Origin of the sequence: Sphingobium cupriresistens (genome assembly GCF_004152865.1) — a bacterium.
Lineage (GTDB): Bacteria > Pseudomonadota > Alphaproteobacteria > Sphingomonadales > Sphingomonadaceae > Sphingobium > Sphingobium cupriresistens.
Genome location: NZ_SEOO01000017.1, coordinates 12,297 through 35,740, shown reverse-complemented (window position 1 = coordinate 35,740; position 23,444 = coordinate 12,297). Strand labels below are relative to the sequence as shown.

The window sequence follows — 23,444 nt, the reverse complement described above, 5'->3', positions numbered from 1 at the left end:
TCGTGGACAGCAAGCTCCTCGCGCGCATCGGCGCCGTCATCTTCATCGCCATCGCCATCACGATGACGGCGATCGAGATGAGCCGCGCGCCCGAACCCCCGCGCGCGGCGCCGGCGGCCGTCGCCGACACCTCGGCGACGGACCCGCTGCTGATCGAGCTGCGCCGCTGCCAGTCGATCGGCGCGGCCGGGGCGAGCGACCCCGATTGCCTGCGCGCCTGGGCCGAGAACCGTCGTCGGTTCCTCGCGCCCGGCGCGCGTCCCGCCGCCCGCATCGCTGATGGCGCCACCCCGCAGGAGAATTGATATGGGCGGCACCGGCGTCGTCGATCGCTTTCTGGATGTCTTCACCCGCTACATCGACAGCGGGTTCGGCCTGCTCGGCGGCGAGGTGGCGTTCATCGCCACCACCCTGATCGTCATCGACGTGACCCTGGCCGCGCTGTTCTGGACGTGGGGCGAAGGCGACGACATCATCGCCCGCCTCGTCAAGAAAACCCTGTTCGTCGGCGTCTTCGCCTACATCATCGGCAACTGGAACAGCCTGGCGCGGATCGTCTTCGAGAGCTTCGCCGGGCTCGGGCTGAAAGCGTCCGGCACAGGCTTCACCGCCGCCGAGCTGCTCCAGCCCGGCCGGGTCGCGCAGGTGGGCCTCGACGCGGGCCAGCCGATCCTCGAATCCATCTCCGACCTGATGGGCTGGGTGTCGTTCTTCGAGAACTTCATCCAGATCGCCGTGCTGCTGATCGCTTGGGTGCTGGTCATCCTCGCCTTCTTCATCCTGGCGATCCAGCTCTTCGTGACGCTGATCGAGTTCAAGCTGGCGACGCTGGCGGGCTTTGTCCTCATCCCGTTCGGCCTGTTCGGCAAGACCGCCTTCATGGCCGAGCGCGTGCTGGGTCTGGTGATCTCGTCGGGCATCAAGGTGCTGGTGCTCGCCGTCATCGTCGGCATCGGCTCGACATTGTTCGACGAGTTCCGCGCCGGTTTCGGCGGCGCGCAGCCGAGCATCGAGGACGCGATGGCCGTCGCGCTCGCCTCGCTGTGTCTTCTCGGCCTCGGCATCTTCGGCCCGTCGATCGCCAACGGCATCGTCTCCGGTGGCCCAGCACTTGGCGCAGGGGCGGCGGCCGGAACCGTGCTCGCAGCCGGCGGCGTGCTTGCCGGTGGCGCCGCTGCCGCCCGCCTCGGCGCTGGCGCTGCGGCGGGTGCGATCGGCGGCGCGGCGCGAGGCGCCGCTTTCACCTCGGGCGCGGCCAACAGCGCCTATGCGCTCGGCTCAGCCGGCAAAACCGGTGCGGCTGCGGTCGCCGGCGGTGCTGCCGGCGTCGGCCAGGCGGCGGCCGGCGCGGCCATGTCGCCGCTTCGCAAGGCGGCCGCCTCGCTCAAGGACAGCTATCGCTCGGGCGGCCGCGCCGCCGTCACCGCCACGGGCGGGACCATTTCAGGCGGCAGCTCCGCGCCGTCGCCGAATGCGCCGGCCGGGGCACCCGCCTGGGCGTCCGCGATGAAGAACCGCCAGACAATGACCCACGGCGCGACCATCGCCGCCCACACGCTGCGCTCCGGCGACGGCGGCGGCAGCGGCGCATCCGTCGATACCAGCCAGAAGGACTGATCCATGTTTAAGCGACCGACCATCCGCTACGGCCAGACGCCCGAGCCGGCCACACCTTATCAGCGCGCCGCGCAGGCATGGGACGACCGCATCGGTTCGGCGCGCGTGCAGGCGAAGAACTGGCGGCTTGCCTTCTTCGGGACGCTGGCGCTTTCGGGCGGCTTGGCCGGCGGCCTCGTCTGGCAATCGACGCGAGGGCATATCGTCCCTTGGGTGGTGCAGGTTGATCGGCTGGGCGAAGCCCATGCAGTCGCGCCGGCCGAGGCCGGCTACCGCCCGACTGATCCGCAGATCGCGTTCCATCTCGCCCGCTTCGTCGAACAGGTCCGCGCGATTCCGGCCGACCCGGTGATCGTCCGTCAGAACTGGCTGCGGGCCTACGACTTCACGACCGATCGCGGCGCGCTCGCGCTCAACGACTATGCGCGGGCCAACGACCCGTTCGCCAATGTCGGGCGCGTGCAGGTCGCGGTGGAAGTATCGAGCGTCATCCGCGCCTCGCCCGACAGCTTCCGCGTGGCTTGGATCGAGCGCCGCTATCAGGACGGCAGCCTTGCCGCCACCGAACGCTGGTCCGCGATCCTCACCGTCGTCGTCCAGCCGCCGCGCACCCCAGACGCCCTGCGCAAGAATCCGCTCGGCGTCTTCGTCAATGCCCTCAACTGGTCGAAGGAGCTGTCGCAATGACCGGCATACCCATCCGCCGCGCGGCCACGGCCGCGCTGTTCGTCTCCGCATCCGCGCTTGCCGGCTGCGCTACCACGTCGGCCAGGCCGCCCGTGATCGCGTTGGACGATCCGCCCCCGGCGATCGTGGCGACGCCAGCAGCGGAACCGCCGCGCGCCGTCGAGATCGTAACGATTCCCGAGCCGTTGCCGCTGCCCGGCCAGTTGAAGCCGGTGACGGAGGGCGCGCGAACGCCAGACCCCGCCGATCCGCGCCGCCGTGTCGGCGACGCCAACGACGCCGCGCGCATCCAGCCGGTGCGCGACGGCTTCCTCAACGCCATCCAGCAATATCCGTGGACCGAAGGCGCGCTCTATCAAGTCTATACCGCGCCCGGCCAGATTACCGACATCGCCTTGCAGGAAGGCGAGCAGCTCGTGGGGCCGGGGCCCGTCGCTGCCGGCGACACGGTGCGGTGGATCATCGGCGACACGGTGAGCGGCAGCGGCGCGACCGCGCGTGTGCATATCTTGGTGAAGCCGACCCGGCCCGACCTCGCCACCAACCTCGTCATCAACACCGACCGGCGCACCTACCATGTCGAGCTGCGCGCCACGCCCGCGACCTACATGGCATCCGTGTGCTGGACCTATCCGCAGGACCAGCTCATCGCCTTGCAAGGCCGCAACGCGGCTGCGGCCGCCGCTGCCCCGGCCGCAGCCGACGTGGACGTGACGGCGCTCAATTTCCGCTACCGGATCGAAGGCGACCGCGTGCCGTGGACGCCAGCCCGCGCGTTCGACGACGGACGGCAGGTATTCATCGAGTTTCCCGCCGGGATCTCGCAAGGCGAGATGCCGCCGCTGTTCGTGACCGGCACGCGCGGTGACGCCGAACTGGTCAATTACCGTGTGCAAGGCCGCTACATGGTAGTCGATCGTCTGTTCGCCGCCGCCGAACTGCGCCTGGGCAACCGGCGCACCGAGCAGCGCGTCCGCATCGTGCGCGACGACGGGCGGAGGGGGCGGCCGTGACCGACAGCCACGATGCGCCAGCCGAAGCGCGGCCGGAGCCGCAGGCCACTCGCCCCGATCCCGCCGCGTTCCAGCTTCGCGGCGATCCGCCCCGCGTCATGCGGCTCTCCCGCAAGGCGCTCGCCGTCGTCGGGATTGCCGCCGGTCTCGGCATCGGCGGTTCGCTGATTTATGCGCTGCGACCGCCGGGTGATCGCGTGCGCCAAGAACTCTACAACACCGACAGCCGCGCCACGGCCGAGACCATCACATCCGGCCCGCGCGATTACGCACAGGCGCCACGGCTTGGCCCGCCGCTTCCGGGCGACCTCGGCCGTCCGATCGTGTCGGCGCAGCAGCGTGGCGAGGACGTTCCCGTGCCGCTGGTCGGCGCGCAGCCCGGCCAGCCCGATCCACGCGCGCAGGCGGCGGAAGCCGCCCGGCAGCGCGCGGCGCAGGAACGCGATGCGGCCCGCACCAGCTCGGTCTTCCTCGGCAGTGGCGGCGCGCGTGCGGGTGCGGAGCCCGTGTCGACGCCGGGCTTGCCGGCGCCGTCTGCGCAGGAACCAGCGCAGCAGGCGGCGCAAGGCGACCAGGCCGGCAAGCGCGCCTTCATGGCGCAGGCGGCCAGCCAGCGCACCGTCAGCGTCGAGCGGCTGACCGCGCCGGCATCGCCCAACATCGTGCAGGCCGGCAGCATCATCCCGGCTGCGCTCATCACCGGCGTCCGTTCGGACCTGCCCGGCCAGATCACCGCGCAGGTGACGGCGAACGTCTATGACAGTCCGACCGGGCGCATCCTGCTCATTCCGCAGGGCGCGCGGCTGATCGGCGAGTATGATAGCGAGATCGCCGCCGGACAGACCCGCGTGCTTCTGGCTTGGGATCGGCTCATCATGCCGGACGGCCGCTCGATCGTTCTCGAGCGCCAGCCCGGCACGGACGGTGCGGGGTTCGCGGGGTTACAGGATCGCGTGAACCAGCATTGGGGCAACCTGCTCAGGGCTGCCGCCGTCTCGACACTGCTCGGCGTCGGAACCGAGTTGGGCGCGGACAGCGAGGACGACCTGACCCGCGCCCTGCGGCGCGGCTCGCAGGACACCATAAACCAGACCGGCCAGCAGATCGTGCGTCGGCAGCTCAACGTGCAGCCGACGCTCACCATCCGGCCAGGCCATCCGCTGCGCGTGGTGCTGACCCGCGACCTTGTGCTCGAACCGATCGGAGCAATGCGATGACGAAATTGAAGTTGGGACCGCTCGCCGACGACAGGCCCGTCAAAATGACGGTCGAGCTACCTGCTACCGTCCACCGCGATCTTGCCGCTTACGCCGCCGCGCTCGCGGCTGAAACGGGCGGAGAAGCCATACCGCCCGAAAAGCTCGTCTCGCCCATGTTGGCAAAGTTCATGGCGAGCGACCGAGGGTTTTCGCGGCGTCGGAGCACCGCGAAGGATTGAGCCGACGCGCTCGCGTCAGTTCCCTAAGAACTTTCTCCGGCGCTCTGCAGCATCGACCTTTATAATCGCTTCGTCGGCGGTGGCGCATTCGCCGCCCCGCACCGAGCCATCACGGCACCCCGCCACCACCTGACGCGCTTCGTCGATGTGAGCGACAAAATACTGCGTGTCACGCGCCTCGGCAGGCGCCGCAGGGGCTGGCGAAGCGGCAGCAACCGTATCGGCTGGCTGGATGGGCGAAATCACCGGCCGCAACACGAATCCGCCCGTGAAGCCAATGACCAGAGTGACGAGCACGATCATGATAGTCTTGCCTTGCGACATGGCGATCAACTCCAAGAACTAACTACCTAGATTACTGGAACCTCTGCGAGAAATCAAAAGACAGCGCATAGCGCGCCTTAATGAATCCAAGAAAGCGGCGCAGCGCGGGATTGCCGTTGTCGTCGCGCCAGCAACCCGAATATCCGGTTAGCGCCGGTCCTTGTTCGCCGTGTATCGGCCGATAGACGACATCGGGATAGATCGCTCCGGTCGATCCCTCGCAAACGATGCTCACGCCTGAGCTGCCGCCTAGAATGCTGAGGACGGTTTCGCGACTCGCCCGGGACATTCGTATGTCCAGCTTGCCGCCCGCTATCGCCAGCCTGCCGAGCAGCATGTCTCGGATTTCCGGTCCGGGGTCGGCGGCTGGCAGAAGAAAGTGTTCGCTCCGAAGGTCGGTCCAGTGAACCACGTCCCATTCCGAATACTTGTGCAGCGCCGGCAGAGCGACAAGCATCCGTTCGCTCCATAGCGGCTCGCAGCGGAACCCGTTGTGTTCGGGTGATCCCATTAAGATCGCAATGTCGATCTCGCCCCTATCGAGTCCGGCGAGGAGAACGCTGCGATCCGCCTCGACGCAATCTACCTCGACGTCAGGATGCGCGTCATGCCAACTCATAAGAGTAGCGCGCAGATTGCCTGCAGAAACTGAATTGTTGTGTCCAAGCACCAGCCCCCCTGCGTGGCCTTGACCCGCTGCGCGCATCATCGCCACCATACGATCCGCAGTTGCCACCATCGGCTTTGCGCCGCGAATGAAGGCGACGCCCGCCAACGTCATCGTCACCCCCGCTCGCGACCGCTCAAAGATTGGCATACCTATAGAGCGTTCGAGTTTCAGGATTGCTCTACTAAGCGTGGATTGCTCGACATCCAGCGCCCGCGCAGCCCGATAGAAACTGCCGTGATCTGCGGCCGCAATAGCGTAACGGAGTTGTCGAATGTTGAAGGGCACGATCTATCATCTACTCCCGCATCGTCTTCACTGCGGCTCAACGAGAACCAAACCTAGCGTGCGTTGCCTATGACTTGGTTGCACCAACTGATCGGAGACCAGCGAGCGCTCATTGATCGCCGCTCCCGGCTTCGCTCCGCGCAACGGCAATCGCTTGCCGAAGGGTTGCCAGATCAACGGCACCCGGCAGCAGATATGGCCCCACCATCAAGCCGGGCGTGCCGGAAAGTCCCGCCATCGCCGCGAAGCGGCTTGTGCGGCCGAGCGCCTGATCAATCTCGGAGCTATGTCGATCCAGATCGATCTGAAGCCGGTTCCAATTCACACCAGCGCGATCCGCCGCGGCCCGGATGCTCTGGGATGACAGCCGGCCTTGCGATTGCATCAGGGCAGCATTGAACTCCGCGTGCTTGCCCTGATACTGCGCGGCGATCGCCGCGCGAGCCGCCTCGGTGCTGGCGGCGCCGAAGATCGGCCAGTCGCGATAGACGAGCCGAACCTTGTTGTCCTCTCGCATCAGCGCATCGAGCACGGGGTGCATCTTGCGGCAATAAGGGCACTGATAGTCGGTGAAGAAGACGATAGTGACGTCGTAACCCTCGGGTGCGATCGTCGGGGCAACGGGATCATTCTGAACCTCCTGGCGGATGCGCAGCGCCTCAGCGGAAGGGGTTGTATCGCCGGCTTCCGCGATCGACTGCGCCCGCGCATCAGCACCGTCGCCGCCGCGCATCGCGAGCAAGCCGGCCAGAATGAGCGCCACAACCAGCACGGCTGCGATCGACATCTTCTTTTTCATGACGTCATCCTCTCAAGGTCTCGAAGCGCTGCCAGCAGGGCTGCACGGGATATCTCGCCGGTGTGAGTGCGCCGGATGCGCCCCTCAGCGTCGATGAACAGAGTTGTGGGCATCGCCCGCGTGCCAATCGCCTCACCCAGAGCGCCGAGCGGATCGAGCCGGATCGAGGTATCCGCCAAGCCCTCCCGCACGAGATAGTCGCGCACCCGGCTCACATCCTCGCCCTGGTTGACGAGGAGAATGGGAATGTCCGAGCCGGCGGCCACGTCGATCATCATCGGCATTTCGCGTCGGCAGGGCGGGCACCAGGTCGCCCATAGATTGACGACAAAGGGCTGTCCGCGCAGGCCCTCAATCGGGATGGGGCGCTGCGCCATGTCAGCCAGGATCGGGCCGCTCGGCAATGGTCGCGGCTGCGGAGCCATCAGCGCGGTTACGGCAACCTGCGCGGAAACCAGCACGGCCAGAGACGCAACCAGACCAACGGTTGCGCGCTGACGGCCGAGCATCATAACAATCACTACGACGGTTGCGAGGACGCCGGGCCACAGCGAGAAACCGCCCTGCCATAGTGCGAGCGCGGTCCAGGGCTCGATCGCGAAGGCAGGGGCGTTCTCGGCGACATAACCGATGCGCGCTGCTACAATGCCGATCGCAGCCGCGATCCAGGCAACACGCCCGGCCCGGCTTTCGGTTCGTGCGGCGATGAATGCGCCGACGCTGAGGAATGCCCAAAGCAGCGCGACCGCGATCATGCGGTCGGTCGCGATCATGAGCGGACCCAGTTGCAGCACGCCTTCCATGCTGGATGTCGTGTGCAGCCAACCTTAAGGCAGGCTTAGGGTCACGCTTAAGGCTGGGATAAGGTCGGGCGGTGAGGACGGCAGTATGCGAATATTGGTCATCGAAGACGACGAAATCCTGCGCGATGGCCTTGCCGCCGGGCTCGGCCTCGAAGGGTTCGAGGTGGACAGCGTGTCGAGCTGCGCCGACGCGCGCGCGGCCGCAGCGACACAGGATCATGCGGCGATCGTCCTCGATATCGGTTTGCCCGACGGCTCGGGCCTCGAACTTCTGACGGAGTGGCGGCGCGGCGGCGCGAAGACGCCGATCCTCCTCTTGACCGCTCGCAACCTCATCAGAGACCGCATCGACGGGCTCGATGGCGGGGCGGACGATTATCTCGGTAAGCCTTTCGATCTTGGCGAGCTATCGGCGCGCTTGCGGGCTTTGCTGCGGCGATCGAGCGGGCGTGCTGAAAGCGAGATCAGCGTGGGCAGCCTGACGATCGACGAAGCCTGCCGCACTGTCGCCATCGACGGAGAAGAGGTGGCGCTGTCGCGGCGGGAATATGCGATCCTGCATGCGCTCGCGAGCCGACCTGGGCATGTGCTCTCGCGCGGCCAACTGGAGGATCGCATTTACGGTTGGCAGGAAGAGGTGGAGAGCAACGCGGTAGAGGTTCATATCCACAAGTTGCGCGCCAAACTCGGTCGCGAACGTATCGAGACCGTTCGCGGCGAAGGCTATCGGATCGCCCGCCAATGATGTCGCTGCGCCTCCGCTTGTTCACGCTGGTCGCGGCGATCACCATGATCGTCTGGGCAGGCGCGGCTACATGGACCGCTCTGTCGACGCGGGCGGAGGTGCAACGCGTCCTCGATGGACGTTTGATCGAGGCCGCGCGCATGGTCGCGGCGCTGGATATACCGATGGTGGATGAGCCGCGTCGGGTCGCTCCCACATCCTATACGCGCCAGCTCTCGTGTCAGATCTGGTCAATGGATGGCGCGCTGATCGGCCAGTCCGCCGGTGCGCCGGACCGCGCGCTCGCGCAAGGGCACCCCGGATTTTCCGAGCGGCAGATCGAGGGCCAGCAATGGCGCGTTTACACCCATGTTGATGCAAAGCGCGGCCTACGAGTGATGGTGGGCGACAATGTGAGCGTGCGCCAGAGGCTCGTGACGGACATGATGATCGGTCTGCTGTTGCCGGCGCTAGTGGGTTTGGCCGGGCTTGGCGTCCTCCTTTGGCTCGGCGTGCAGCGCGGGCTCCGTCCTCTCGATTCCCTTGCCCGGTCTATCGCGGCACGCTCGCCCAGTAGCCTTGCGCCGCTGGATGAAACCGTCGGCCCCAGCGAATTGCGGCCCGTCGTGCAGGAAATGAACGGCCTGCTACGCCGGCTTGAGGCCGCCCGCCGCGCCGAGCGCGATTTCGTCGCCAACGCCGCGCATGAGATGCAGACGCCCCTGGCCGGACTCAAGACGCAAGCGGAAGTCGCCCGGCGCGCCTCGGACCGGACCATGCGTGAACATGCGCTGGAGCAGATTACGCGGTCGGTGGATCGCACCAGTCGCATGGTGCGCCAGCTTCTCAGCCTAGCAGGCGAAGAGGGACGAGCGCGCGATCCAGAGGTTTCATTGACCAGCCTCGACTCCGTGCTGGCCGAGGTGATCGATGACTATCGCGCGGCCGCGATGGCGTGCGGCACGCGGATCGTCGCGGCGCCGTCATGTGCGGGAGCCGAGGTGCCGATGTCGCCCGAAGCCCTGCGCCAGTCGCTCGGAAACCTTGTCGAGAATGCCCTCTGTCACGGAGGTCCAGGGGGCGAGGTCGTCATTGCGTGCGAGACGAACGACACGGCAATGGAGATTCTGGTGATGGATCGCGGGCCGGGCATCGCGCCGCAGGACCAGGAACGACTTCGCCGCCGCTTTGAGCGCGGCGCCGGTGTGCAGAATGGCGGGAGCGGCCTGGGACTTTCGATCGTCGAGGCTGCGGCGGAGAATTGCGGCGCGCGTCTCGATCTGCGCGAACGGCCCTCGGGTGGCTTAATCGCGGCGATCCGGTTTGATTTTCGGGACGATCGGTCGATCTAGCGGCCGATAATGCGCGCGAAGGCGGCGGCGCCGTTCATGGGCTTGGCGCGATCACTTACGACGCCCGATCCGGGTGCGACCAAAGCCGGATCGCCGGAGCCGAACACCGCCTCGATGCTGCGCACGCACAGCTCGGTCGCATCGTCGGCGAGACTATAATAGACCTGCTTGGCCTGCCGCCGCGTCGAAACCATGCCCGACTTGCGCAATTCCCCCAGTTGCTGGCTGAGCGCGGGTTGGCCGATGCCGGTCGCCTCGTCGATCGCCGACACCGATTGCTCGCCGCGCGACAGCAGCAACGATAGCACCATGAGACGCTGCGGCTGGGCGAACGCCTTCAGCTTCTCCGTGGCCATATCGGCCTGCGAACGGCTCTCCCATAACTCGGTCATGGCGCGGGCCGGCAAAACCAGTCATCGCCCTCGGCGTCGCTCGAAGGGGGCAGCAGCATCGGTTCGCCCGGGCGCCATCCCTCCGGTGCCAGCCGGTCGCCCGACGCGGCAGCCTGAAGCGCAGCGACCATCCGGACCATCTCGTCGACCGATCGCCCGACGGACATGGGATAATGCGTTATCGCCTGAATGACGCCCTCGGGGTCGATGAAATAAGCCGCGCGCACCGCCGAACTGTCCTGAGCGGTCTCGTCCAGCATTCCATAGGCGCGCGCGATCGCCATCGACGGGTCCTCGACGATCGGAAAGCCGATCTCGACATCGAACTGCTCCCGGATCGCCTTGGCCCAGGCGGCGTGGGCATAGAGGCTATCGACCGACAGTCCCAGCAGCGCGCAGTCCATTGCCTCGAATCGATCCTGCGCCTTCGCCAGCCCCACAAACTCTGTGGTGCAGACAGGCGTGAAGTCGGCCGGATGGGAAAAGAAGACGATCCAGCGTCCGCGATAGGAGGAAAACCGCACCATCCCTCTGGTGGTCCTCGCTTCGAAGTCCGGGGCGGTGTCGCCCATGCGCAATGAGCGGCTCGGGCCGCTCGGTGAAACCTCGCTCGTCATCAAACCTGTCTCTCACTGCCTGCGCATTGACGCAACTTACTTACACGATTACATACATGTTAAATCATGAAACCGAAAGGCTGTAATCATGGACGAGACAGTTCAAAAAGCAGCGGCTCAAATTGCCGAAGCGTCCCACGGCGTGCCGCAGGTCAAGGCGTTTTTCGACGAACCCACCTTCACCGCCAGCTATGTGGTGCATGATCCCGAGACTCGGGCAGCGGCCATCATCGACAGCGTGCTTGACTATAACGCGGCGGCGGGAAGGACCTCGTTCGCTTCAGCCGATGCGATCGTCGCTTATGTTCGCGAGCACGAACTTGCGGTCGAATGGCTGCTCGAGACGCACGCGCATGCCGACCATCTTTCAGCTGCGCCCTACATTCAGGGAAAGGTTGGAGGAAAGCTCGCCATCGGCCGGGCGATCCTCCAGGTGCAGGAGATCTTCGGCAAGATCTTCAACGAAGGGACCGAGTTCGCGCGCGACGGCTCGCAGTTTGATCGGCTGTTCGAAGACGGCGACCAGTTCACCATCGGCACTCTGCAAGCGACCGTGCTGCATGTGCCGGGCCATACACCGGCCGATCTTGCCTATGTGATCGGCGATGCGGCGTTTGTCGGCGATACGCTGTTCATGCCGGACTACGGCACGGCGCGCGCGGACTTTCCGGGCGGCGACGCGCGCACGCTGTTCCGCTCGATCCGACGGCTGCTGACCCTTCCTCCCGAAACGCGCCTGTTCCTGTGTCATGACTACAAGGCGCCAGGCCGCGATCGCTTCGCCTGGGAAACGACCGTTGCCGCCCAGCGTGCCGGTAACGTCCACGTCCATGACGGGGCCGAGGAAGACGCATTCGTTGCCATGCGAGAAGCGCGTGACGCCACGCTCGACATGCCCAAGCTCATCCTGCCGTCGATCCAGGTGAACATGCGCGGTGGCAGACTGCCCGAGCCTGAGGACAATGGCACGCGCTACCTCAAGATTCCGCTGGATGCCGTCTGATGGGCACGCTGTTTCCCGACGCCACGCCGCTGATGGGATTCCTCGGCGGAGTGATGATCGGCATCGCAGGCGCGATCATGCTGCTCGGTCTCGGTCGGATCGCGGGGGTCAGCGGCATGGCCGCGACCGTCCTCGGCATTGGCGAGCAAGGGTCTGATCGCAAGCTGGCGCTGACGTTCATCATCGGCCTTCCGCTCGGCGCGGCGCTGATGTCGCTGACAGGGCCGATGCGGATCGCGTTTCCGGATTCGATTAGCTTGTTGGTCATTGGCGGGCTGTTGGTGGGGTTTGGCACCCGGCTCGGCAGCGGTTGCACCAGCGGGCACGGCGTCTGCGGCGTGTCGCGCCTGTCGCCGCGCTCGCTCGTGGCAACAGGCCTGTTCATGGCGGCGGGCTTCGCCACCGTAGCGATCATGCGCCTGGCGGGAATGCTCTGACATGCGCGCGCTCATCTCGCTTGTCGGTGGTCTGCTGTTCGGCGCCGGTCTCGCCCTATCCGGCATGGCGGACCCCTCCCGCGTCACCGGCTTTCTTGACCTGTTCGGCGTCTGGGACCCGACGCTCGCCTTCGTAATGGCCGGCGCGATCCTGCCGATGGCCATTGCCTGGCAAGTCCAGCGCCGCGTCCCGCGCGCGCTGTCGGGCGATGCCTTCTGCGTGCCGCAAACCCGCAAGTTCGATGCCCGGCTCGTGGTCGGCGCGCTGCTCTTTGGCGTCGGCTGGGGCCTCACCGGCATTTGTCCCGGCCCGGCGATCGCCAATCTCGGGCTCGCGCCGCTCGCGGTTCTTCCGTTCCTGCTCGCGATGGCGGGCGGGATGGTCCTTCACAAACTGTGGGCGCGCCAACGCTGAGCACGGCCGGTTCCTGAAAGGCATCTTATGGAAAAGATCACTCCCACTGCACCGGGCTTTTCGACCACAGGACAGCTTCGCCCGGAGGATTTGTCTACCGTGGCGGCGGCCAAATACCGCGCAATCATCTGCAATCGTCCGGACGATGAAGAGGCTGGCCAACCCCGCGCGGACGAGATCGGGAAAGCGGCGGCGGCGGCGGGCCTTGCCTTTGCGCACCTGCCGGTGTCGAGCCGCGACATCGCGCCTGACGACGCTCGCGCGATGCGCGCCGCGCTCGATCGGCTTCCGGGCCCCATCCTTGCCTATTGCCGCACCGGCGCCCGGTCCCAGGCCATGCACACGGCCGCTACGTCGCTGGACGGCCAAGCAATGCGCTATGATGTCGTGATCGTCGGCGGCGGAAGCGCTGGCATTGCTTGCGCTGCCAGCATCCTCAAACGGCGACCGGGCATCACTCTCGCTATCATCGAGCCGTCCGAAACGCACTATTATCAACCGGGCTGGACGCTCGTTGGAGCTGGCGTGTTTCAACCCGAAACGACGCGCCGTCCGATGGCGAGTGTGATCCCCAAGGGCGCCGAGTGGCTACGACAGGAAGTGCGCACCTTCCACCCCGATGAGCATGCTGTCGAACTGGCCGACGGTTCGCGCATCGCCTATTGCGGACTGATCGTCGCGGCCGGCATCAAGCTCGACTGGAACGCGATTCCCGGCCTCGCCGAGACGCTCGGCGACAACGGCGTCACTACCAATTATCGCTACGACCTCGCGCCCTACACCCGCGACTTGGTGCGCGGACTTGCGCGCGGCAAAGCGATCTTCACCCAGCCGCCCATGCCGATCAAATGCGCCGGCGCACCGCAAAAGGCGATGTATCTCTCATGCCATGCTTGGGAGACCGCCGGTCGACTCAAGGATATCGCGGTCGAGTTTCACACCGCAGGGGGCGTCCTGTTCGGGGTCGCCGACTATGTGCCCGCGCTGATTCGCTATATCGAGCGCTACGGCATCGGTCTGACGCTCGGCTCCACCCTAATCGAGGTTGATGGCCCGGCGCGCCGCGCGCGGTTCCGGCAGATGCAGGATGACATGCCGGTGATCGTCGAGCGTCCGTTCGACATGCTTCATGCCGTCCCGCCGCAGGTGGCTCCTGATTTTATCGCGCAAAGCCCGTTGGCTGATGCGAGCGGCTTCGTCGCAGTCGATCCCGCGACGCTCGCTCATCCACGCTGGCCCGAGATTTTCGCGCTGGGCGACGTCGCCGGCACCAGCAATGCCAAGACCGCGGCGGCCGCGCGCAAGCAGGCCCCCGTCGTTGCGGTCAATCTCCTCGCCACACTCGACGGCAAGGCGGCGCGGGCCGTCTATGACGGCTACGGTTCCTGTCCGCTCACCGTCGAGCGCGGCAAGATCGTGCTCGCCGAGTTCGGCTACGGCGGCAAGCTGCTGCCGAGCTTTCCCAACTGGTTGCTCGACGGTCGCGAGCCGACCCGCCTGGCCTGGTTCCTCAAGGACCGTATACTGCCGCCGATCTATTGGCGCGGCATGCTCAAGGGACGCGAATGGCTTGCCCGCCCGGTCCTGATGGACATGGCGCAATGACCCTTGAGCCGGTTCAATATGTTCTGGGGCTCATCTCGGGCGGACTGGTGGGCTTGAGCCTCGGCCTGGTCGGCGGGGGCGGCTCAATCCTCGCGGTACCATTGATGGTCTATCTGGTCGGTGTGCACAGCCCGCATGTCGCGATCGGCACGAGCGCCCTAGCGGTGGCCGCCAATGCCGCCACGGGCCTCGCCAACCATGCCTGGGCGCATAACGTCAAATGGCGCTGCGGCGGCATGTTCGCGGCCGGCGGCATCGTCGGCGCACTCGTCGGCTCGACGCTCGGCAAGATGGTCGATGGCGAAAAGCTGTTGTTCGCGTTCGCGCTCGTCATGCTGCTGGTCGGTGCGCTGATGCTGAAAGGACGCGGCAATCCCGGCGACCCGGGCGCCGAATGCAATCGGGAAAAAGCCCCCAAAGTGATCGGCTACGGCATGGGCTCGGGGCTCTTCTCCGGCTTTTTCGGCATCGGCGGCGGCTTCCTCATCGTGCCGGGTCTGGTCGCGTCCACCGGCATGCCGATCCTGCTGGCGGTCGGCACATCACTGGTCGCGGTGACCGCATTCGGCCTCACGACCGCCGCGAACTATGCCTTTTCCGGCCTGATCGACTGGCCGCTCGCCGCGCTGTTCATCGCAGGCGGCGTGGTCGGGAGCTTTGCCGGCACCCAGCTCGCGCGGCGCCTCGGCGCTACGACAGGCCGCCTCACCACCGTCTTCGCAACCCTGATCTTCGCCGTTGCCGCCTACATGCTGTGGCGCAGCGGCGCAGCCCTCTTCACCTGAAAGGAACCACCATGACCCTGCATATTGGCGATACCGCCCCCGACTTCACCGTCGACACCCAGGTTGGCCCGATCCGCTTCCATGAATGGGCCGGCGATAGCTGGGTGTTCTTCTTTAGCCATCCGGCCGACTTCACGCCGGTCTGCACGACCGAGATGGGGCGGACCGCCCAACTCGCCCAGGCTTTTGAGAGCCGCAATACCAAGCCGCTCGGCCTCTCCACCGATACGGCCGACGAACATCGCAAATGGATCGCCGACGTCAACGACACGCAGAAAACCGATCTTCGCTTCCCGATTGTCGCCGATGCCGACCTAGCGATCGCGCGCATGTTCGACATGATCCACCCCGAGCAGAGCGAGACGGCGGCAGTCCGGTCGGTGTTCATCATCGACCCGGCCAAGAAAATCCGGCTCACCATGACCTACCCGATGAGCGTCGGCCGCAACTTCGACGAAATCCTGCGCGTGATCGACGCGCTCCAGCTTGGCGACGCGCGCCGTATCGCAACGCCAGCGGATTGGATGCCGGGAAAGAAAGTCATCATCCCGCCCTCGATCAGCGACGAGGAGGCTCGCGGCCTGTTCCCGCAAGGCTGGACCGCGCACCGCGCCTATTTGCGCACCACCCTCGTGGACTGACGATCGCTAGCAAGCGCGCAGCCCGCGCGGGCCGCTGGGACGCTTTGCCTAATGGGAAGCGTCCCCATCGCGTATCATGGGAAGGCGAAGGAGACAGTTTCGATGTTCGAGTCGTTGGACGCCCTGATGCTGGCCAGGTTGCAGTTCGCCTTCACTGTCAGCTTTCACTTCATCTTCCCGGCTTTTTCGATCGGGCTGGCGAGTTACTTGATGGTGCTCGAAGGCTTATGGCTGAAAACCGGCAGCGGCGTCTACGCGAACCTCTTTCGCTATTGGTTGAAGATCTTCGCCGTCGCCTTCGCGATGGGCGTGGTCTCGGGCATCGTCATGTCCTACCAGTTCGGCACCAACTGGTCAGTATTCTCGGACAAGGCCGGGCCGGTGATCGGCCCCTTGATGGCCTATGAGGTGCTCACCGCCTTCTTCCTTGAAGCCGGCTTCCTCGGCGTCATGCTGTTCGGCATAAACAAGGTGGGGCGCAAGCTCCACTTCGCGGCAACCTGCATGGTCGCGCTGGGCACCTTCATCTCGGCTTTCTGGATTTTGTCGGTAAATAGCTGGATGCAGACGCCGACCGGCTATGAGATCGGCGCGAACGGCCAGTTCCTGCCCGGCCCGAGCTGGTGGGCGATCATCTTCAATCCGAGCTTCCCCTACCGTCTCGTTCACACCGTCATCGCCGCCTACCTCACAACGGCCTTTGTCGTCGGCGCGGTCGGGGCTTGGCACCTGCTTCGGGACCGCGCCAATCCGGGCGCGCGCAAGATGTTCTCGATGGCGATGTGGATGGCGGCGCTGGTCGCGCCCGTGCAGATTTTCGCAGGCGACATGCACGGCCTCAACACGCTTGAACATCAGCCTGCCAAGGTGATGGCGATGGAGGGCCATTATCAGAGCCATCCCGATGGTGCGCCGCTCATTCTGTTCGGCATACCGAACAGCGCTGAGAAGCGCGTCGACTATGCGCTCGAAATCCCCATGGCGTCATCGCTGATCCTCAAGCATGATCCGAACGCGCCGCTGGCCGGCCTCGATACCGTGCCGGAAGACCGGCAGCCCCCGGTCGGCACCGTCTTCTGGGCCTTCCGGATCATGGTCGGCATTGGCTTTGCGATGCTGGGCCTCGGCCTATGGAGCCTTGCCGCACGGGTCCGGCGGAAGCTCTATGACTGGCCCTGGCTGCACCGCGCCGCGATCCTGATGGGACCCGCCGGCTTTGTCGCGGTGATCGCAGGATGGGTAACGACCGAGGTCGGCCGCCAACCCTGGACAGTCTATGGCCTGCTGCGCACAGCCCACTCCGCTGCGCCGCTTGACGCGCCGGCGGTCGCGGCCTCGCTGCTCGCCTTCATCATCGTGTATTTCTCGGTGTTTGGCGCAGGCACATTTTACATTCTGAAGCTCATGGGCAAGCCGCCCGAGCCGCATGAAGACCCTGTGCCGGTTCACGGACCGGTGCGCACCGCCGGCATCACGCCCGCACCTGCGATCGAAGGAGGCGAGGTATGATCGATCTCACCATCGTCTGGGCGGGGATTATCGCCTTCGCCGTCGCGGCCTATGTCGTCATGGACGGGTTCGATCTCGGCATCGGCATCCTGTTTCCGCGTTTCAGGGTTGGCGCCGAGCGCGACATGGCCATGAACAGCATCGCGCCGGTCTGGGATGGTAACGAGACCTGGCTGGTGATGGGCGGCGGCGGATTGCTCGCAGCCTTTCCGCTCGCCTACGCGATTGTCCTGCCTGCCCTCTATGCGCCGCTCATCGCCATGCTGCTCGGGCTCGTCTTCCGCGGCGTGGCCTTCGAGTTCCGCTGGCGCGATCCGGCGCATCGTCGTTTCTGGGATTTCGCCTTCAGCGCCGGCTCGATCGTCGCCACGCTGGCGCAAGGCATCGTGCTCGGCGCGCTTCTGCAGGGCATCACCGTCGAGGGCCGCGCCTATGCTGGTGGCTGGTGGGAATGGCTCAGTCCTTTTTCGATCGCGACAGGCGTCAGTCTCGTCATCGGCTACGCGCTGCTCGGCGCTTGCTGGCTGATCTGGAAAACGCACGGCGCCCTGCACGATCAGGCCCGCGCAATGGCAAGGTTTTTGCTGCCCGCGCTTCTTGTCGCCATCGCCGTGATAAGCGCCTGGACGCCGTTTCTCGAAGGACGATATTACCAGCGCTGGTTCGAATGGCCCGGCGTGCTGGCGAGCGCGCAGATGCCGCTTCTCGTGGCGCTCACCGGGTTCCTCGCATGGCGCGCGATCGGCAAAGGGCGCGACTGGTCGCCTTTCGTCCTGACATTGCTGCTATTTGGCCTGTCGATGATCGGTCTCGCCATTTCGATCTGGCCCGACGTGATTCCGGGTCGGATTTCGATCTGGGAGGCGGCGGCGCCCGAGCGCAGCCAGGTGTTCATGCTGATCGGCGCCGGCATCATGGTGCCGATCATCCTCGCCTATACGATCTGGGCCTATTGGGTCTTCCGGGGGAAGGTCGATGAAACTGGATACCACTGACAGACGCGGCCCCCTGTGGCGAAAATTGCTCTGGTTCGTCGCCATCTGGCTCGGCAGCGTGACCGTGCTGACGGCGGTCGCGTTCGCGATCAGGCTCGTGCTCAAACAGTAAGCGTAAGGAGAGCGATATGAAGGAGAACATGACAAGGGCATCTGACAAGGGCGCTTTAACCGCCTCGGATTGGGCTGGCGCCTCGGGCGACCGCTGGCTGGCCAATCTCGACAGTCTGGAGCGAATGATTGAGCCGATCGGCGCCGCGCTGCTCTCCCATGCCGGCTACAGGCAAGTCGAAAGCGTCGTCGATATCGGCTGCGGCGGCGGATGGACAACGCGGCGGATCGCCGGGATGGTCGGCCCGGAGGGCGGGGTCGTAGGGGTCGATATCTCGCCAGTTCTCATCGGGGCGGCGCGCGAGCGTGCGCGGGACGAGGAAATTGCGAATATCGCTTTCGAGGTCGCCGATGCAGGGAGCGTGATGCCGGCCGGGGCGCCGTTCGACCGGCTGTTCTCGCGCTTCGGTTCGATGTTCTTCGCCGATCCCTATGCGGCTTTCGCCAATCTGCGTCGCATGCTGGTGAATGGTGGCCGGCTCGATATCGCCGTCTGGGCGCCGCCGGGCGAGAACCCGTGGTTCACCGCCATGATCGACGTGCTCGCGCGGCATATCGAGCTTCCGCCGCCCGTGCCGCGCGCGCCCGGTCCCTTCGCGCTTGGCGAAACCGACTATGTGCGTGACCTGCTGGGCAATGCTAATTTCGATGATGTTGATATCGTCGCCTGGGAAGGAATCCAATATATCGGCGGACCGGGGAACGGCACAGATGAGGCCGCGTCCTTCACGCTGGAGTCCCTGCATATCGGCGATCTCATCAAGGATCTCGATCCTTCACAGCAGGCGGCCGTCCGGGACGATCTCGTCCGCATGTTCGCTGGGCGGGAAACCCCCGAGGGCGTCGGCTTGCCGTCGAAAGCCTTGTTCGTCACAGCCCATGCCGGGAGGACGGCATGATGACCCGGCGCGAGACCGGGATCGCCTTGGTCGCCGCCGCGCTGGCGACCGCCAGCACGACGAGCGCCAGCGCGCAATCGGCGCCGGACCCACGTCATCCGGTGGTCGCGCGGTTCGGGACCATCACGCCGATGGCGGGAGCAGGCGGCCAACCCGACCCTGCGCTTACCTACAGGGTCGTGTTCGACGTGACGGAAGGGGCAGAAAAGCCGGACCAACCCAATCCCGGTCTCGATAAGGTCGCGCGGTTCGTGAACCTGCTTGGTTCCGCCGGCATCCGCACGAAGCGCGGAGACGTGGTAGCGGTGGTGCATGGGCCGCCGACCGTGTCTGTTTTGGGCGACGCGGCCTATGGAGTGCGCTTCGGGCATGACAATCCGAATACACCGCTGATCGCGGCCCTGACGGAGGCAGGCGTGGACATTCGTGTTTGCGGACAGGCACTGGCGCGGCAGGGGATCGAGCGACAGTCGGTGTCAGCCAATGTGACCATCGATCTTTCCGCGATGACCACATTGGCCACATTGCAGCTCAAGGGATGGGCGTTGATCCCATGAGGAATGGGCTCCACGGGCGGCGCTGCTAAGCCAGCCTTAAGCTGCGCGGCCGATGCCGCCGTGATGCACGGCTCCATGAACACCGTCGGCCCGGCGCCGGCCACGCCCCCGTTGTCGCTTGGATCGCTGAATGCCCTCCCTCTCTGGGTCATGCTGGCGATCCTGCTTGTCGCCTTCCCGTCGTTGGCCACCGCCCAAGGCAGCCGACATATCGACGCATCCATTCATGCCTCGACCGAGACGCCCAGGCCGGGGGCGACGAGCCGCATCGCCATCCGCATGACGCCCGAGTCCGGCTGGCACGGATATTGGGTCAATCCAGGCGACTCCGGCCTGCCGGTCGAAGCGGCGTGGCGGGCGCCCCAGGGCGTGCGGATCAGGGAACTGCAACACCCGCCGCCGACCCTGCTCGAACTGGCCGGTCTCGCCAGCTATGTCCACAAGGGCGCCTTCACCTTGCTCGCCGATCTCGACGTGCCGCCATCGATCCCACGAGGGACGCGGCTTCCGATCGAAGTCGATCTCAACTGGCTTGCTTGCTCGGACACGCTGTGCGTTCCCGAGCGCGCCACGCTTCGGCTCGACCTTACAGCAGGGGACGGCGCGGCAGGCAGCAGCCGCGCGCTGATGTCCGCCGCCGAGGCCGCACTGCCGCGTCCGGGCGAGGCGCGCAGCGCGATCACGCGGCAGGGGGCGAATTGGATCTTCGACGTGATTGGCGCGCAAGGGCTCGATCCATCCAGCGCGCGCCTTTTTCCGGTCGATGCGGGATGGTTCGACGCCGCCGCGTCGCAGCGCGTAACGAGAGGACAAGGCGGGGCGATCCAGATCACCATTCCGGCGTCGGGGTTCGCGCCGGCGGGGGCGTTTTCCGGCGTCGTGACCGATGGCCGCAGAAGCTTTGTCTTGAGCGGCTCACCAACGACTGCACCGACCCCGGCGCGTAGTCCACTCGCCGAGGCTGAAGAAGCGCCTGCGCGTCTTTCCAGTCCGACCGCGACCGTCGCGACGGTCGAACGGTTGATTGAGCCCGCCCCATCAACAGCAGCGGAGGAAGCCGGTAACGGCTCGGCGCTACGGATCGCGCTGACCGGTGCGATCCTTGGCGGCCTGTTGCTCAACCTGATGCCGTGCGTTTTCCCGATCCTCTCGCTAAAGGCGCTCAGCCTGGCCAAGTCGGGCATCGATCGACGGACGGCCAAGATAGAGGGTGTCGCCTACTTCGCGGGCAGCGTCGCCACGACCACGCTTCTGGGCGCAATTCTGATTGGCGCGCGGGCGCTGGGCCACGACATCGGCTGGTCGTTCCAGTTACAGGATCCCCGCATCATCTTGGTCCTGATGCTGCTGTCGCTCGCCATCGCCCTCAATCTCGCGGGGCTTTTTGAAATCCACGGCATTTCGCTTGCCGGCGGGCGGTTGGCACAGCCGGGCTGGAGCGGTGCGTTCGGCACCGGCGCGCTCGCGGCGATCATCGCCACCCCGTGCAGCGGGCCGTTCCTGGGCGTTGCGCTCGGTGCCGCGCTCGTGCTGCCGGCGTCCGCTACGCTGGCGGTGTTCGCCGGGCTCGGCATCGGTATGGCGCTGCCCTTCCTGGCGATTGCCTTCGTTCCCGCCTTGCAGCGCATTCTGCCCCGGCCTGGAAAGTGGATGGAGACGTTCCGCCGCGTGCTGGCCATTCCCATGCTGCTCACCGCGATCGGCCTTGCGTGGGTGCTTGGCCGCCAGAGCGGCGTGGACGGCTTGGGCTTCGGCCTCCTGCTCGCCGGCCTCGCGGGCGTCGGGCTATGGTGGACGGGCCATCGTCAGGCTGGCGGCCGCAAGGCTGGGCCGGCGCTGATCCCCGTGCTGGCTTCGATTCTTGTCGTTTTCGCCATCCAGTTGCCCGGTCCTCTGGCCGTCGGCAGTCAGGCCGCCCCTACGACTTCAGCGGGCCGGCTGGAACCTTTCAGCGAAGCACGGCTGGCCGAACTGCGAACGGCGGGAACGCCCGTTTTCATCGACATGACCGCCGATTGGTGCCTGATCTGCCAGGTCAACAAGCGCGTCGCCATCGACCGTGATGACACCCAAGCCGCCTTCGCGCAGGCCGGCATCGTCACCCTGGTCGGCGACTGGACGCGCGGCGATCCCGCCATCACCCGCTTCCTGGCCTCGCGGGGCCGAAACTCCGTTCCCTATTATCTGTTCGTCACGCGCGGCGGCGAGGAGCGCGAACTGCCGCAGATACTGTCAGCCGGGCTGCTGGTCGAGCAGGCGTCGACCTCGTGATCCTGATCCGAGCGGCGATCTTCGCCCTTGGCGCGATCTCATCGCTCGGCTTCGCGCCCTGGTCGCTTTGGCCGATTACCCTGTTGAGCCTGATTCTGCTGCTCCGCCACGCGGGCGGCGCGCGATCGTGGCGGCAGGCGGCGGGCGCCGGATGGTGGTTCGGCCTTGGCCTGGGCTGCGCCAGCCTGACCTGGCTGGCGCATGCCTTCACCTATCAGGCCGCGATGCCCCAATCGCTGGGATGGGCCGCGGTGGCGTTGCTGGCGGCCTACACTGCCGGCTATTGGGCATTGTCGCTCGGCGCGGCTTTTGCTGTCTCGCGAACGAGCGGATCGGCCGGCTTCGCTCTTGCCAGTGCCGCCACCTTCATTCTGGCCGAATGGTTACGCGGTGTCCTGTTGACCGGCTTCCCGTGGAATCCGCTGGGCGTCATCTGGCTGCCGCTCGGTGAGATGGCTCGAAGCGCGGCGGTGATCGGCGCGCTCGGGCTATCGGGCGTGACCATAGCGATCGCGGGGCTGCTCGCGGCCGTCACGCGGCGCGCTGGTGCGGCCGCGATGTCTCTGGCGCCCGCGATGCTCGTCCTCACGCTCGCACTGGCTGGTCCCCGAGCCGCACCCGATACGGAAGTCCCGATCCGTCTCGTGCAGGTGAATATCGATCAGGCCGACAAATGGCGGCCGGGTCAGGCGAGGATGCAACTCGAACGCTATCGCAGCCTCAGCGGTCCGCCTGGAACTACCGCAGCCCCGCAGCTTGTCTTCTGGCCTGAAGCAGCGATCATAGAGCCGCTCGATGCCGATCCCGCGCTTCGATCGCGAGCGGCATCGATTCTAGGTCCGCGAGACCTGCTGTTCACCGGCGCGACCGGCGAAGCTGGAGACGGCCGCTATACCAACAGTGTCTTCGTCCTCGACGCCGCCGGACGCCTTCTCGGCCGCTACGACAAGGCGCAGCTCGTGCCCTTCGGCGAATATCTGCCGTTTGCAGGGTTGCTGGAGCGGCTCGGTGCCGCCCGACTGGTGCCGGGCGAGGCGGACTTCGTTCCAGGACCTGGCCCGCAAACACTTGATATCGACGGCCTCAGGCTGGGCATATCCATCTGCTACGAGATCGTATTCCCATCAGGCGTGATCGATCGATCGCACCGGCCAGCGTTCCTTTTCAATCCGTCCAACGACGCCTGGTTCGGCAAGGGTGGACCCGAACAGCATCTCGCCCAGGCGCGCCTGCGTGCGATCGAGCAGGGATTGCCGATCATTCGCGCCACGCCGACGGGCCGCACGGCGGTCATTCGGGCCGACGGCGCAATCGCGGCCAGCCTGCCAGCGCACGAAGCCGCGCGGCTCGATGCCGTCCTGCCGGCCCCCAACGCCGCCACCGTCTTCAGCCGTTGGGGTCCGGTTCTGCCGCTGTGCGCGGCCATCACCATGCTCGCCGCGCTGCTTCTCAAGCGTCAGAAGCACGGCCGACCACGTCGCCGTCACATTTGACG

Annotated in this window: 27 protein-coding genes; 21 read left to right on the top strand and 6 right to left on the bottom strand. The window is 66.1% G+C overall.

The annotated features are described in order from the left end of the window. The first annotated feature begins 2 nt into the window (after window positions 1-2). Genes trbK-alt through EWH12_RS11590 form a run of 6 tightly spaced genes read left to right on the top strand, consistent with a single transcriptional unit; the run spans window position 3 to window position 4,755 of the window. On the top strand, window positions 3-305 hold the full coding sequence (gene trbK-alt / locus EWH12_RS11615) for a putative entry exclusion protein TrbK-alt (protein ID WP_129926681.1): 303 nt from the start codon (window positions 3-5) through the stop codon (window positions 303-305). Between the two features lies 1 nt (window position 306). After that, window positions 307-1,617 carry a P-type conjugative transfer protein TrbL gene (gene trbL / locus EWH12_RS11610; protein WP_129926680.1) on the top strand — a complete coding sequence of 437 codons (1,311 nt, stop codon included), beginning with the start codon at window positions 307-309 and terminating at the stop codon, window positions 1,615-1,617. A gap of 3 nt (window positions 1,618-1,620) precedes the next feature. Further along, on the top strand, window positions 1,621-2,304 hold the full coding sequence (gene trbF, locus EWH12_RS11605) for a conjugal transfer protein TrbF (protein WP_129926679.1): 684 nt from the start codon (window positions 1,621-1,623) through the stop codon (window positions 2,302-2,304). Next, a complete protein-coding gene (gene trbG / locus EWH12_RS11600) occupies window positions 2,301-3,317 on the top strand; it encodes a P-type conjugative transfer protein TrbG (RefSeq protein ID WP_129926678.1) in 1,017 nt (338 codons plus the stop codon). Before trbF ends, trbG begins: the two co-directional genes overlap by 4 nt. Beyond that, a complete protein-coding gene (locus EWH12_RS11595; RefSeq protein WP_129926677.1) occupies window positions 3,314-4,534 on the top strand; it encodes a TraB/TrbI/VirB10 family type IV secretion system protein in 1,221 nt (406 codons plus the stop codon). Before trbG ends, EWH12_RS11595 begins: the two co-directional genes overlap by 4 nt. Further along, window positions 4,531-4,755, top strand: coding sequence for a DUF2274 domain-containing protein (locus EWH12_RS11590; RefSeq protein WP_129926676.1), 225 nt, complete (start codon window positions 4,531-4,533; stop codon window positions 4,753-4,755). The genes EWH12_RS11595 and EWH12_RS11590 overlap by 4 nt, the downstream gene beginning before the upstream one ends. A gap of 15 nt (window positions 4,756-4,770) precedes the next feature. Here EWH12_RS11590 and EWH12_RS11585 read toward each other — a convergent pair whose 3' ends face one another. From EWH12_RS11585 to EWH12_RS11570, 4 genes are all read right to left on the bottom strand, one after another. Then, window positions 4,771-5,058 (bottom strand): hypothetical protein, encoded by a 288-nt coding sequence (locus EWH12_RS11585; RefSeq protein ID WP_340640833.1) that lies wholly within the window; start codon window positions 5,056-5,058, stop codon window positions 4,771-4,773. 52 nt (window positions 5,059-5,110) lie between these two features. Then, window positions 5,111-6,034: a LysR family transcriptional regulator gene (locus tag EWH12_RS11580; RefSeq protein ID WP_165363619.1), complete on the bottom strand. Its 924-nt coding sequence runs from the start codon at window positions 6,032-6,034 to the stop codon at window positions 5,111-5,113. Window positions 6,035-6,143: 109 nt separating this feature from the next. Further along, on the bottom strand, window positions 6,144-6,833 hold the full coding sequence (locus EWH12_RS11575) for a DsbA family protein (protein WP_129926674.1): 690 nt from the start codon (window positions 6,831-6,833) through the stop codon (window positions 6,144-6,146). Then, window positions 6,830-7,636, bottom strand: a complete 807-nt coding sequence (locus EWH12_RS11570) for a TlpA family protein disulfide reductase (protein ID WP_129926673.1) — start codon at window positions 7,634-7,636, stop codon at window positions 6,830-6,832. Before EWH12_RS11570 ends, EWH12_RS11575 begins: the two co-directional genes overlap by 4 nt. 85 nt (window positions 7,637-7,721) lie before the next feature. Here EWH12_RS11570 and EWH12_RS11565 point away from each other — a divergent pair, with 85 nt between their 5' ends. Further along, a complete protein-coding gene (locus tag EWH12_RS11565) occupies window positions 7,722-8,381 on the top strand; it encodes a winged helix-turn-helix domain-containing protein (RefSeq protein WP_129926672.1) in 660 nt (219 codons plus the stop codon). Further along, window positions 8,378-9,712, top strand: a complete 1,335-nt coding sequence (locus EWH12_RS11560) for an ATP-binding protein (RefSeq protein ID WP_129926671.1) — start codon at window positions 8,378-8,380, stop codon at window positions 9,710-9,712. Before EWH12_RS11565 ends, EWH12_RS11560 begins: the two co-directional genes overlap by 4 nt. Here the strand turns inward: EWH12_RS11560 and EWH12_RS11555 are convergent. Beyond that, window positions 9,709-10,104, bottom strand: coding sequence for an ArsR/SmtB family transcription factor (locus EWH12_RS11555; protein ID WP_129926670.1), 396 nt, complete (start codon window positions 10,102-10,104; stop codon window positions 9,709-9,711). The genes EWH12_RS11560 and EWH12_RS11555 overlap by 4 nt on opposite strands. After that, the gene (locus EWH12_RS11550; RefSeq protein ID WP_129926669.1) at window positions 10,101-10,676 is read right to left on the bottom strand and encodes a peroxiredoxin; all 576 of its coding nucleotides are present in this window, start codon (window positions 10,674-10,676) and stop codon (window positions 10,101-10,103) included. The genes EWH12_RS11555 and EWH12_RS11550 overlap by 4 nt, the downstream gene beginning before the upstream one ends. A 133-nt stretch (window positions 10,677-10,809) precedes the next feature. Between EWH12_RS11550 and EWH12_RS11545 the strand changes: the two genes are divergently transcribed. The 13 genes from EWH12_RS11545 to lnt all read left to right on the top strand — a co-directional run bounded on the left by EWH12_RS11545 (window position 10,810) and on the right by lnt (window position 23,442). Continuing rightward, a complete protein-coding gene (locus tag EWH12_RS11545; RefSeq protein WP_129926668.1) occupies window positions 10,810-11,724 on the top strand; it encodes an MBL fold metallo-hydrolase in 915 nt (304 codons plus the stop codon). Continuing rightward, the gene (locus tag EWH12_RS11540) at window positions 11,724-12,161 is read left to right on the top strand and encodes a YeeE/YedE family protein (protein WP_129926667.1); all 438 of its coding nucleotides are present in this window, start codon (window positions 11,724-11,726) and stop codon (window positions 12,159-12,161) included. Before EWH12_RS11545 ends, EWH12_RS11540 begins: the two co-directional genes overlap by 1 nt. 1 nt (window position 12,162) lies before the next feature. Further along, window positions 12,163-12,576 carry a DUF6691 family protein gene (locus tag EWH12_RS11535; RefSeq protein WP_129926666.1) on the top strand — a complete coding sequence of 138 codons (414 nt, stop codon included), beginning with the start codon at window positions 12,163-12,165 and terminating at the stop codon, window positions 12,574-12,576. A gap of 27 nt (window positions 12,577-12,603) precedes the next feature. Then, entirely contained in the window at window positions 12,604-14,181 is a 1,578-nt protein-coding gene (locus tag EWH12_RS11530; RefSeq protein WP_129926665.1) for a bifunctional protein tyrosine phosphatase family protein/NAD(P)/FAD-dependent oxidoreductase, read from the top strand. Next, window positions 14,178-14,966 carry a sulfite exporter TauE/SafE family protein gene (locus EWH12_RS11525; RefSeq protein ID WP_129926664.1) on the top strand — a complete coding sequence of 263 codons (789 nt, stop codon included), beginning with the start codon at window positions 14,178-14,180 and terminating at the stop codon, window positions 14,964-14,966. Before EWH12_RS11530 ends, EWH12_RS11525 begins: the two co-directional genes overlap by 4 nt. A gap of 11 nt (window positions 14,967-14,977) precedes the next feature. After that, entirely contained in the window at window positions 14,978-15,607 is a 630-nt protein-coding gene (locus EWH12_RS11520) for a peroxiredoxin (protein ID WP_129926663.1), read from the top strand. A 102-nt stretch (window positions 15,608-15,709) separates the two neighbouring features. Next, window positions 15,710-17,116, top strand: coding sequence for a cytochrome ubiquinol oxidase subunit I (locus EWH12_RS11515; RefSeq protein WP_129926662.1), 1,407 nt, complete (start codon window positions 15,710-15,712; stop codon window positions 17,114-17,116). Continuing rightward, window positions 17,113-18,111, top strand: a complete 999-nt coding sequence (gene cydB / locus EWH12_RS11510) for a cytochrome d ubiquinol oxidase subunit II (RefSeq protein ID WP_129926661.1) — start codon at window positions 17,113-17,115, stop codon at window positions 18,109-18,111. Before EWH12_RS11515 ends, cydB begins: the two co-directional genes overlap by 4 nt. Continuing rightward, complete coding sequence (locus tag EWH12_RS11505; RefSeq protein WP_129926660.1) at window positions 18,092-18,223, top strand: DUF2474 family protein; 132 nt, start codon at window positions 18,092-18,094, stop codon at window positions 18,221-18,223. The genes cydB and EWH12_RS11505 overlap by 20 nt, the downstream gene beginning before the upstream one ends. A gap of 16 nt (window positions 18,224-18,239) precedes the next feature. Further along, window positions 18,240-19,121 carry a class I SAM-dependent methyltransferase gene (locus tag EWH12_RS11500; RefSeq protein WP_242496030.1) on the top strand — a complete coding sequence of 294 codons (882 nt, stop codon included), beginning with the start codon at window positions 18,240-18,242 and terminating at the stop codon, window positions 19,119-19,121. Further along, window positions 19,118-19,678, top strand: coding sequence for a DsrE family protein (locus EWH12_RS11495; RefSeq protein ID WP_242496029.1), 561 nt, complete (start codon window positions 19,118-19,120; stop codon window positions 19,676-19,678). The genes EWH12_RS11500 and EWH12_RS11495 overlap by 4 nt, the downstream gene beginning before the upstream one ends. Window positions 19,679-19,753: 75 nt before the next feature. Next, the gene (locus EWH12_RS11490) at window positions 19,754-21,949 is read left to right on the top strand and encodes a protein-disulfide reductase DsbD family protein (RefSeq protein WP_207212394.1); all 2,196 of its coding nucleotides are present in this window, start codon (window positions 19,754-19,756) and stop codon (window positions 21,947-21,949) included. Then, window positions 21,946-23,442 (top strand): apolipoprotein N-acyltransferase, encoded by a 1,497-nt coding sequence (gene lnt / locus EWH12_RS11485; protein ID WP_129926658.1) that lies wholly within the window; start codon window positions 21,946-21,948, stop codon window positions 23,440-23,442. The genes EWH12_RS11490 and lnt overlap by 4 nt, the downstream gene beginning before the upstream one ends. Window positions 23,443-23,444: the final 2 nt, after the last annotated feature.

What these genes read in the sequence shown, in the direction of transcription:
- trbL (WP_129926680.1), top strand. Translation starts at nt 307, where the DNA reads ATGGGCGGCACCGGCGTCGTCGATCGCTTTCTGGATGTCTTCACCCGC.
- trbF (WP_129926679.1), top strand. Translation starts at nt 1,621, where the DNA reads ATGTTTAAGCGACCGACCATCCGCTACGGCCAGACGCCCGAGCCGGCC.
- trbG (WP_129926678.1), top strand. Translation starts at nt 2,301, where the DNA reads ATGACCGGCATACCCATCCGCCGCGCGGCCACGGCCGCGCTGTTCGTC.
- EWH12_RS11590 (WP_129926676.1), top strand. Translation starts at nt 4,531, where the DNA reads ATGACGAAATTGAAGTTGGGACCGCTCGCCGACGACAGGCCCGTCAAA.
- EWH12_RS11585 (WP_340640833.1), bottom strand. Translation starts at nt 5,058, where the DNA reads ATGATCGTGCTCGTCACTCTGGTCATTGGCTTCACGGGCGGATTCGTG.
- EWH12_RS11575 (WP_129926674.1), bottom strand. Translation starts at nt 6,833, where the DNA reads ATGAAAAAGAAGATGTCGATCGCAGCCGTGCTGGTTGTGGCGCTCATT.
- EWH12_RS11570 (WP_129926673.1), bottom strand. Translation starts at nt 7,636, where the DNA reads ATGGAAGGCGTGCTGCAACTGGGTCCGCTCATGATCGCGACCGACCGC.
- EWH12_RS11565 (WP_129926672.1), top strand. Translation starts at nt 7,722, where the DNA reads ATGCGAATATTGGTCATCGAAGACGACGAAATCCTGCGCGATGGCCTT.
- EWH12_RS11560 (WP_129926671.1), top strand. Translation starts at nt 8,378, where the DNA reads ATGATGTCGCTGCGCCTCCGCTTGTTCACGCTGGTCGCGGCGATCACC.
- EWH12_RS11555 (WP_129926670.1), bottom strand. Translation starts at nt 10,104, where the DNA reads ATGACCGAGTTATGGGAGAGCCGTTCGCAGGCCGATATGGCCACGGAG.
- EWH12_RS11550 (WP_129926669.1), bottom strand. Translation starts at nt 10,676, where the DNA reads ATGGGCGACACCGCCCCGGACTTCGAAGCGAGGACCACCAGAGGGATG.
- EWH12_RS11545 (WP_129926668.1), top strand. Translation starts at nt 10,810, where the DNA reads ATGGACGAGACAGTTCAAAAAGCAGCGGCTCAAATTGCCGAAGCGTCC.
- EWH12_RS11540 (WP_129926667.1), top strand. Translation starts at nt 11,724, where the DNA reads ATGGGCACGCTGTTTCCCGACGCCACGCCGCTGATGGGATTCCTCGGC.
- EWH12_RS11535 (WP_129926666.1), top strand. Translation starts at nt 12,163, where the DNA reads ATGCGCGCGCTCATCTCGCTTGTCGGTGGTCTGCTGTTCGGCGCCGGT.
- EWH12_RS11530 (WP_129926665.1), top strand. Translation starts at nt 12,604, where the DNA reads ATGGAAAAGATCACTCCCACTGCACCGGGCTTTTCGACCACAGGACAG.
- EWH12_RS11525 (WP_129926664.1), top strand. Translation starts at nt 14,178, where the DNA reads ATGACCCTTGAGCCGGTTCAATATGTTCTGGGGCTCATCTCGGGCGGA.
- EWH12_RS11520 (WP_129926663.1), top strand. Translation starts at nt 14,978, where the DNA reads ATGACCCTGCATATTGGCGATACCGCCCCCGACTTCACCGTCGACACC.
- EWH12_RS11515 (WP_129926662.1), top strand. Translation starts at nt 15,710, where the DNA reads ATGTTCGAGTCGTTGGACGCCCTGATGCTGGCCAGGTTGCAGTTCGCC.
- cydB (WP_129926661.1), top strand. Translation starts at nt 17,113, where the DNA reads ATGATCGATCTCACCATCGTCTGGGCGGGGATTATCGCCTTCGCCGTC.
- EWH12_RS11505 (WP_129926660.1), top strand. Translation starts at nt 18,092, where the DNA reads ATGAAACTGGATACCACTGACAGACGCGGCCCCCTGTGGCGAAAATTG.
- EWH12_RS11500 (WP_242496030.1), top strand. Translation starts at nt 18,240, where the DNA reads ATGAAGGAGAACATGACAAGGGCATCTGACAAGGGCGCTTTAACCGCC.
- EWH12_RS11495 (WP_242496029.1), top strand. Translation starts at nt 19,118, where the DNA reads ATGATGACCCGGCGCGAGACCGGGATCGCCTTGGTCGCCGCCGCGCTG.
- EWH12_RS11490 (WP_207212394.1), top strand. Translation starts at nt 19,754, where the DNA reads ATGAACACCGTCGGCCCGGCGCCGGCCACGCCCCCGTTGTCGCTTGGA.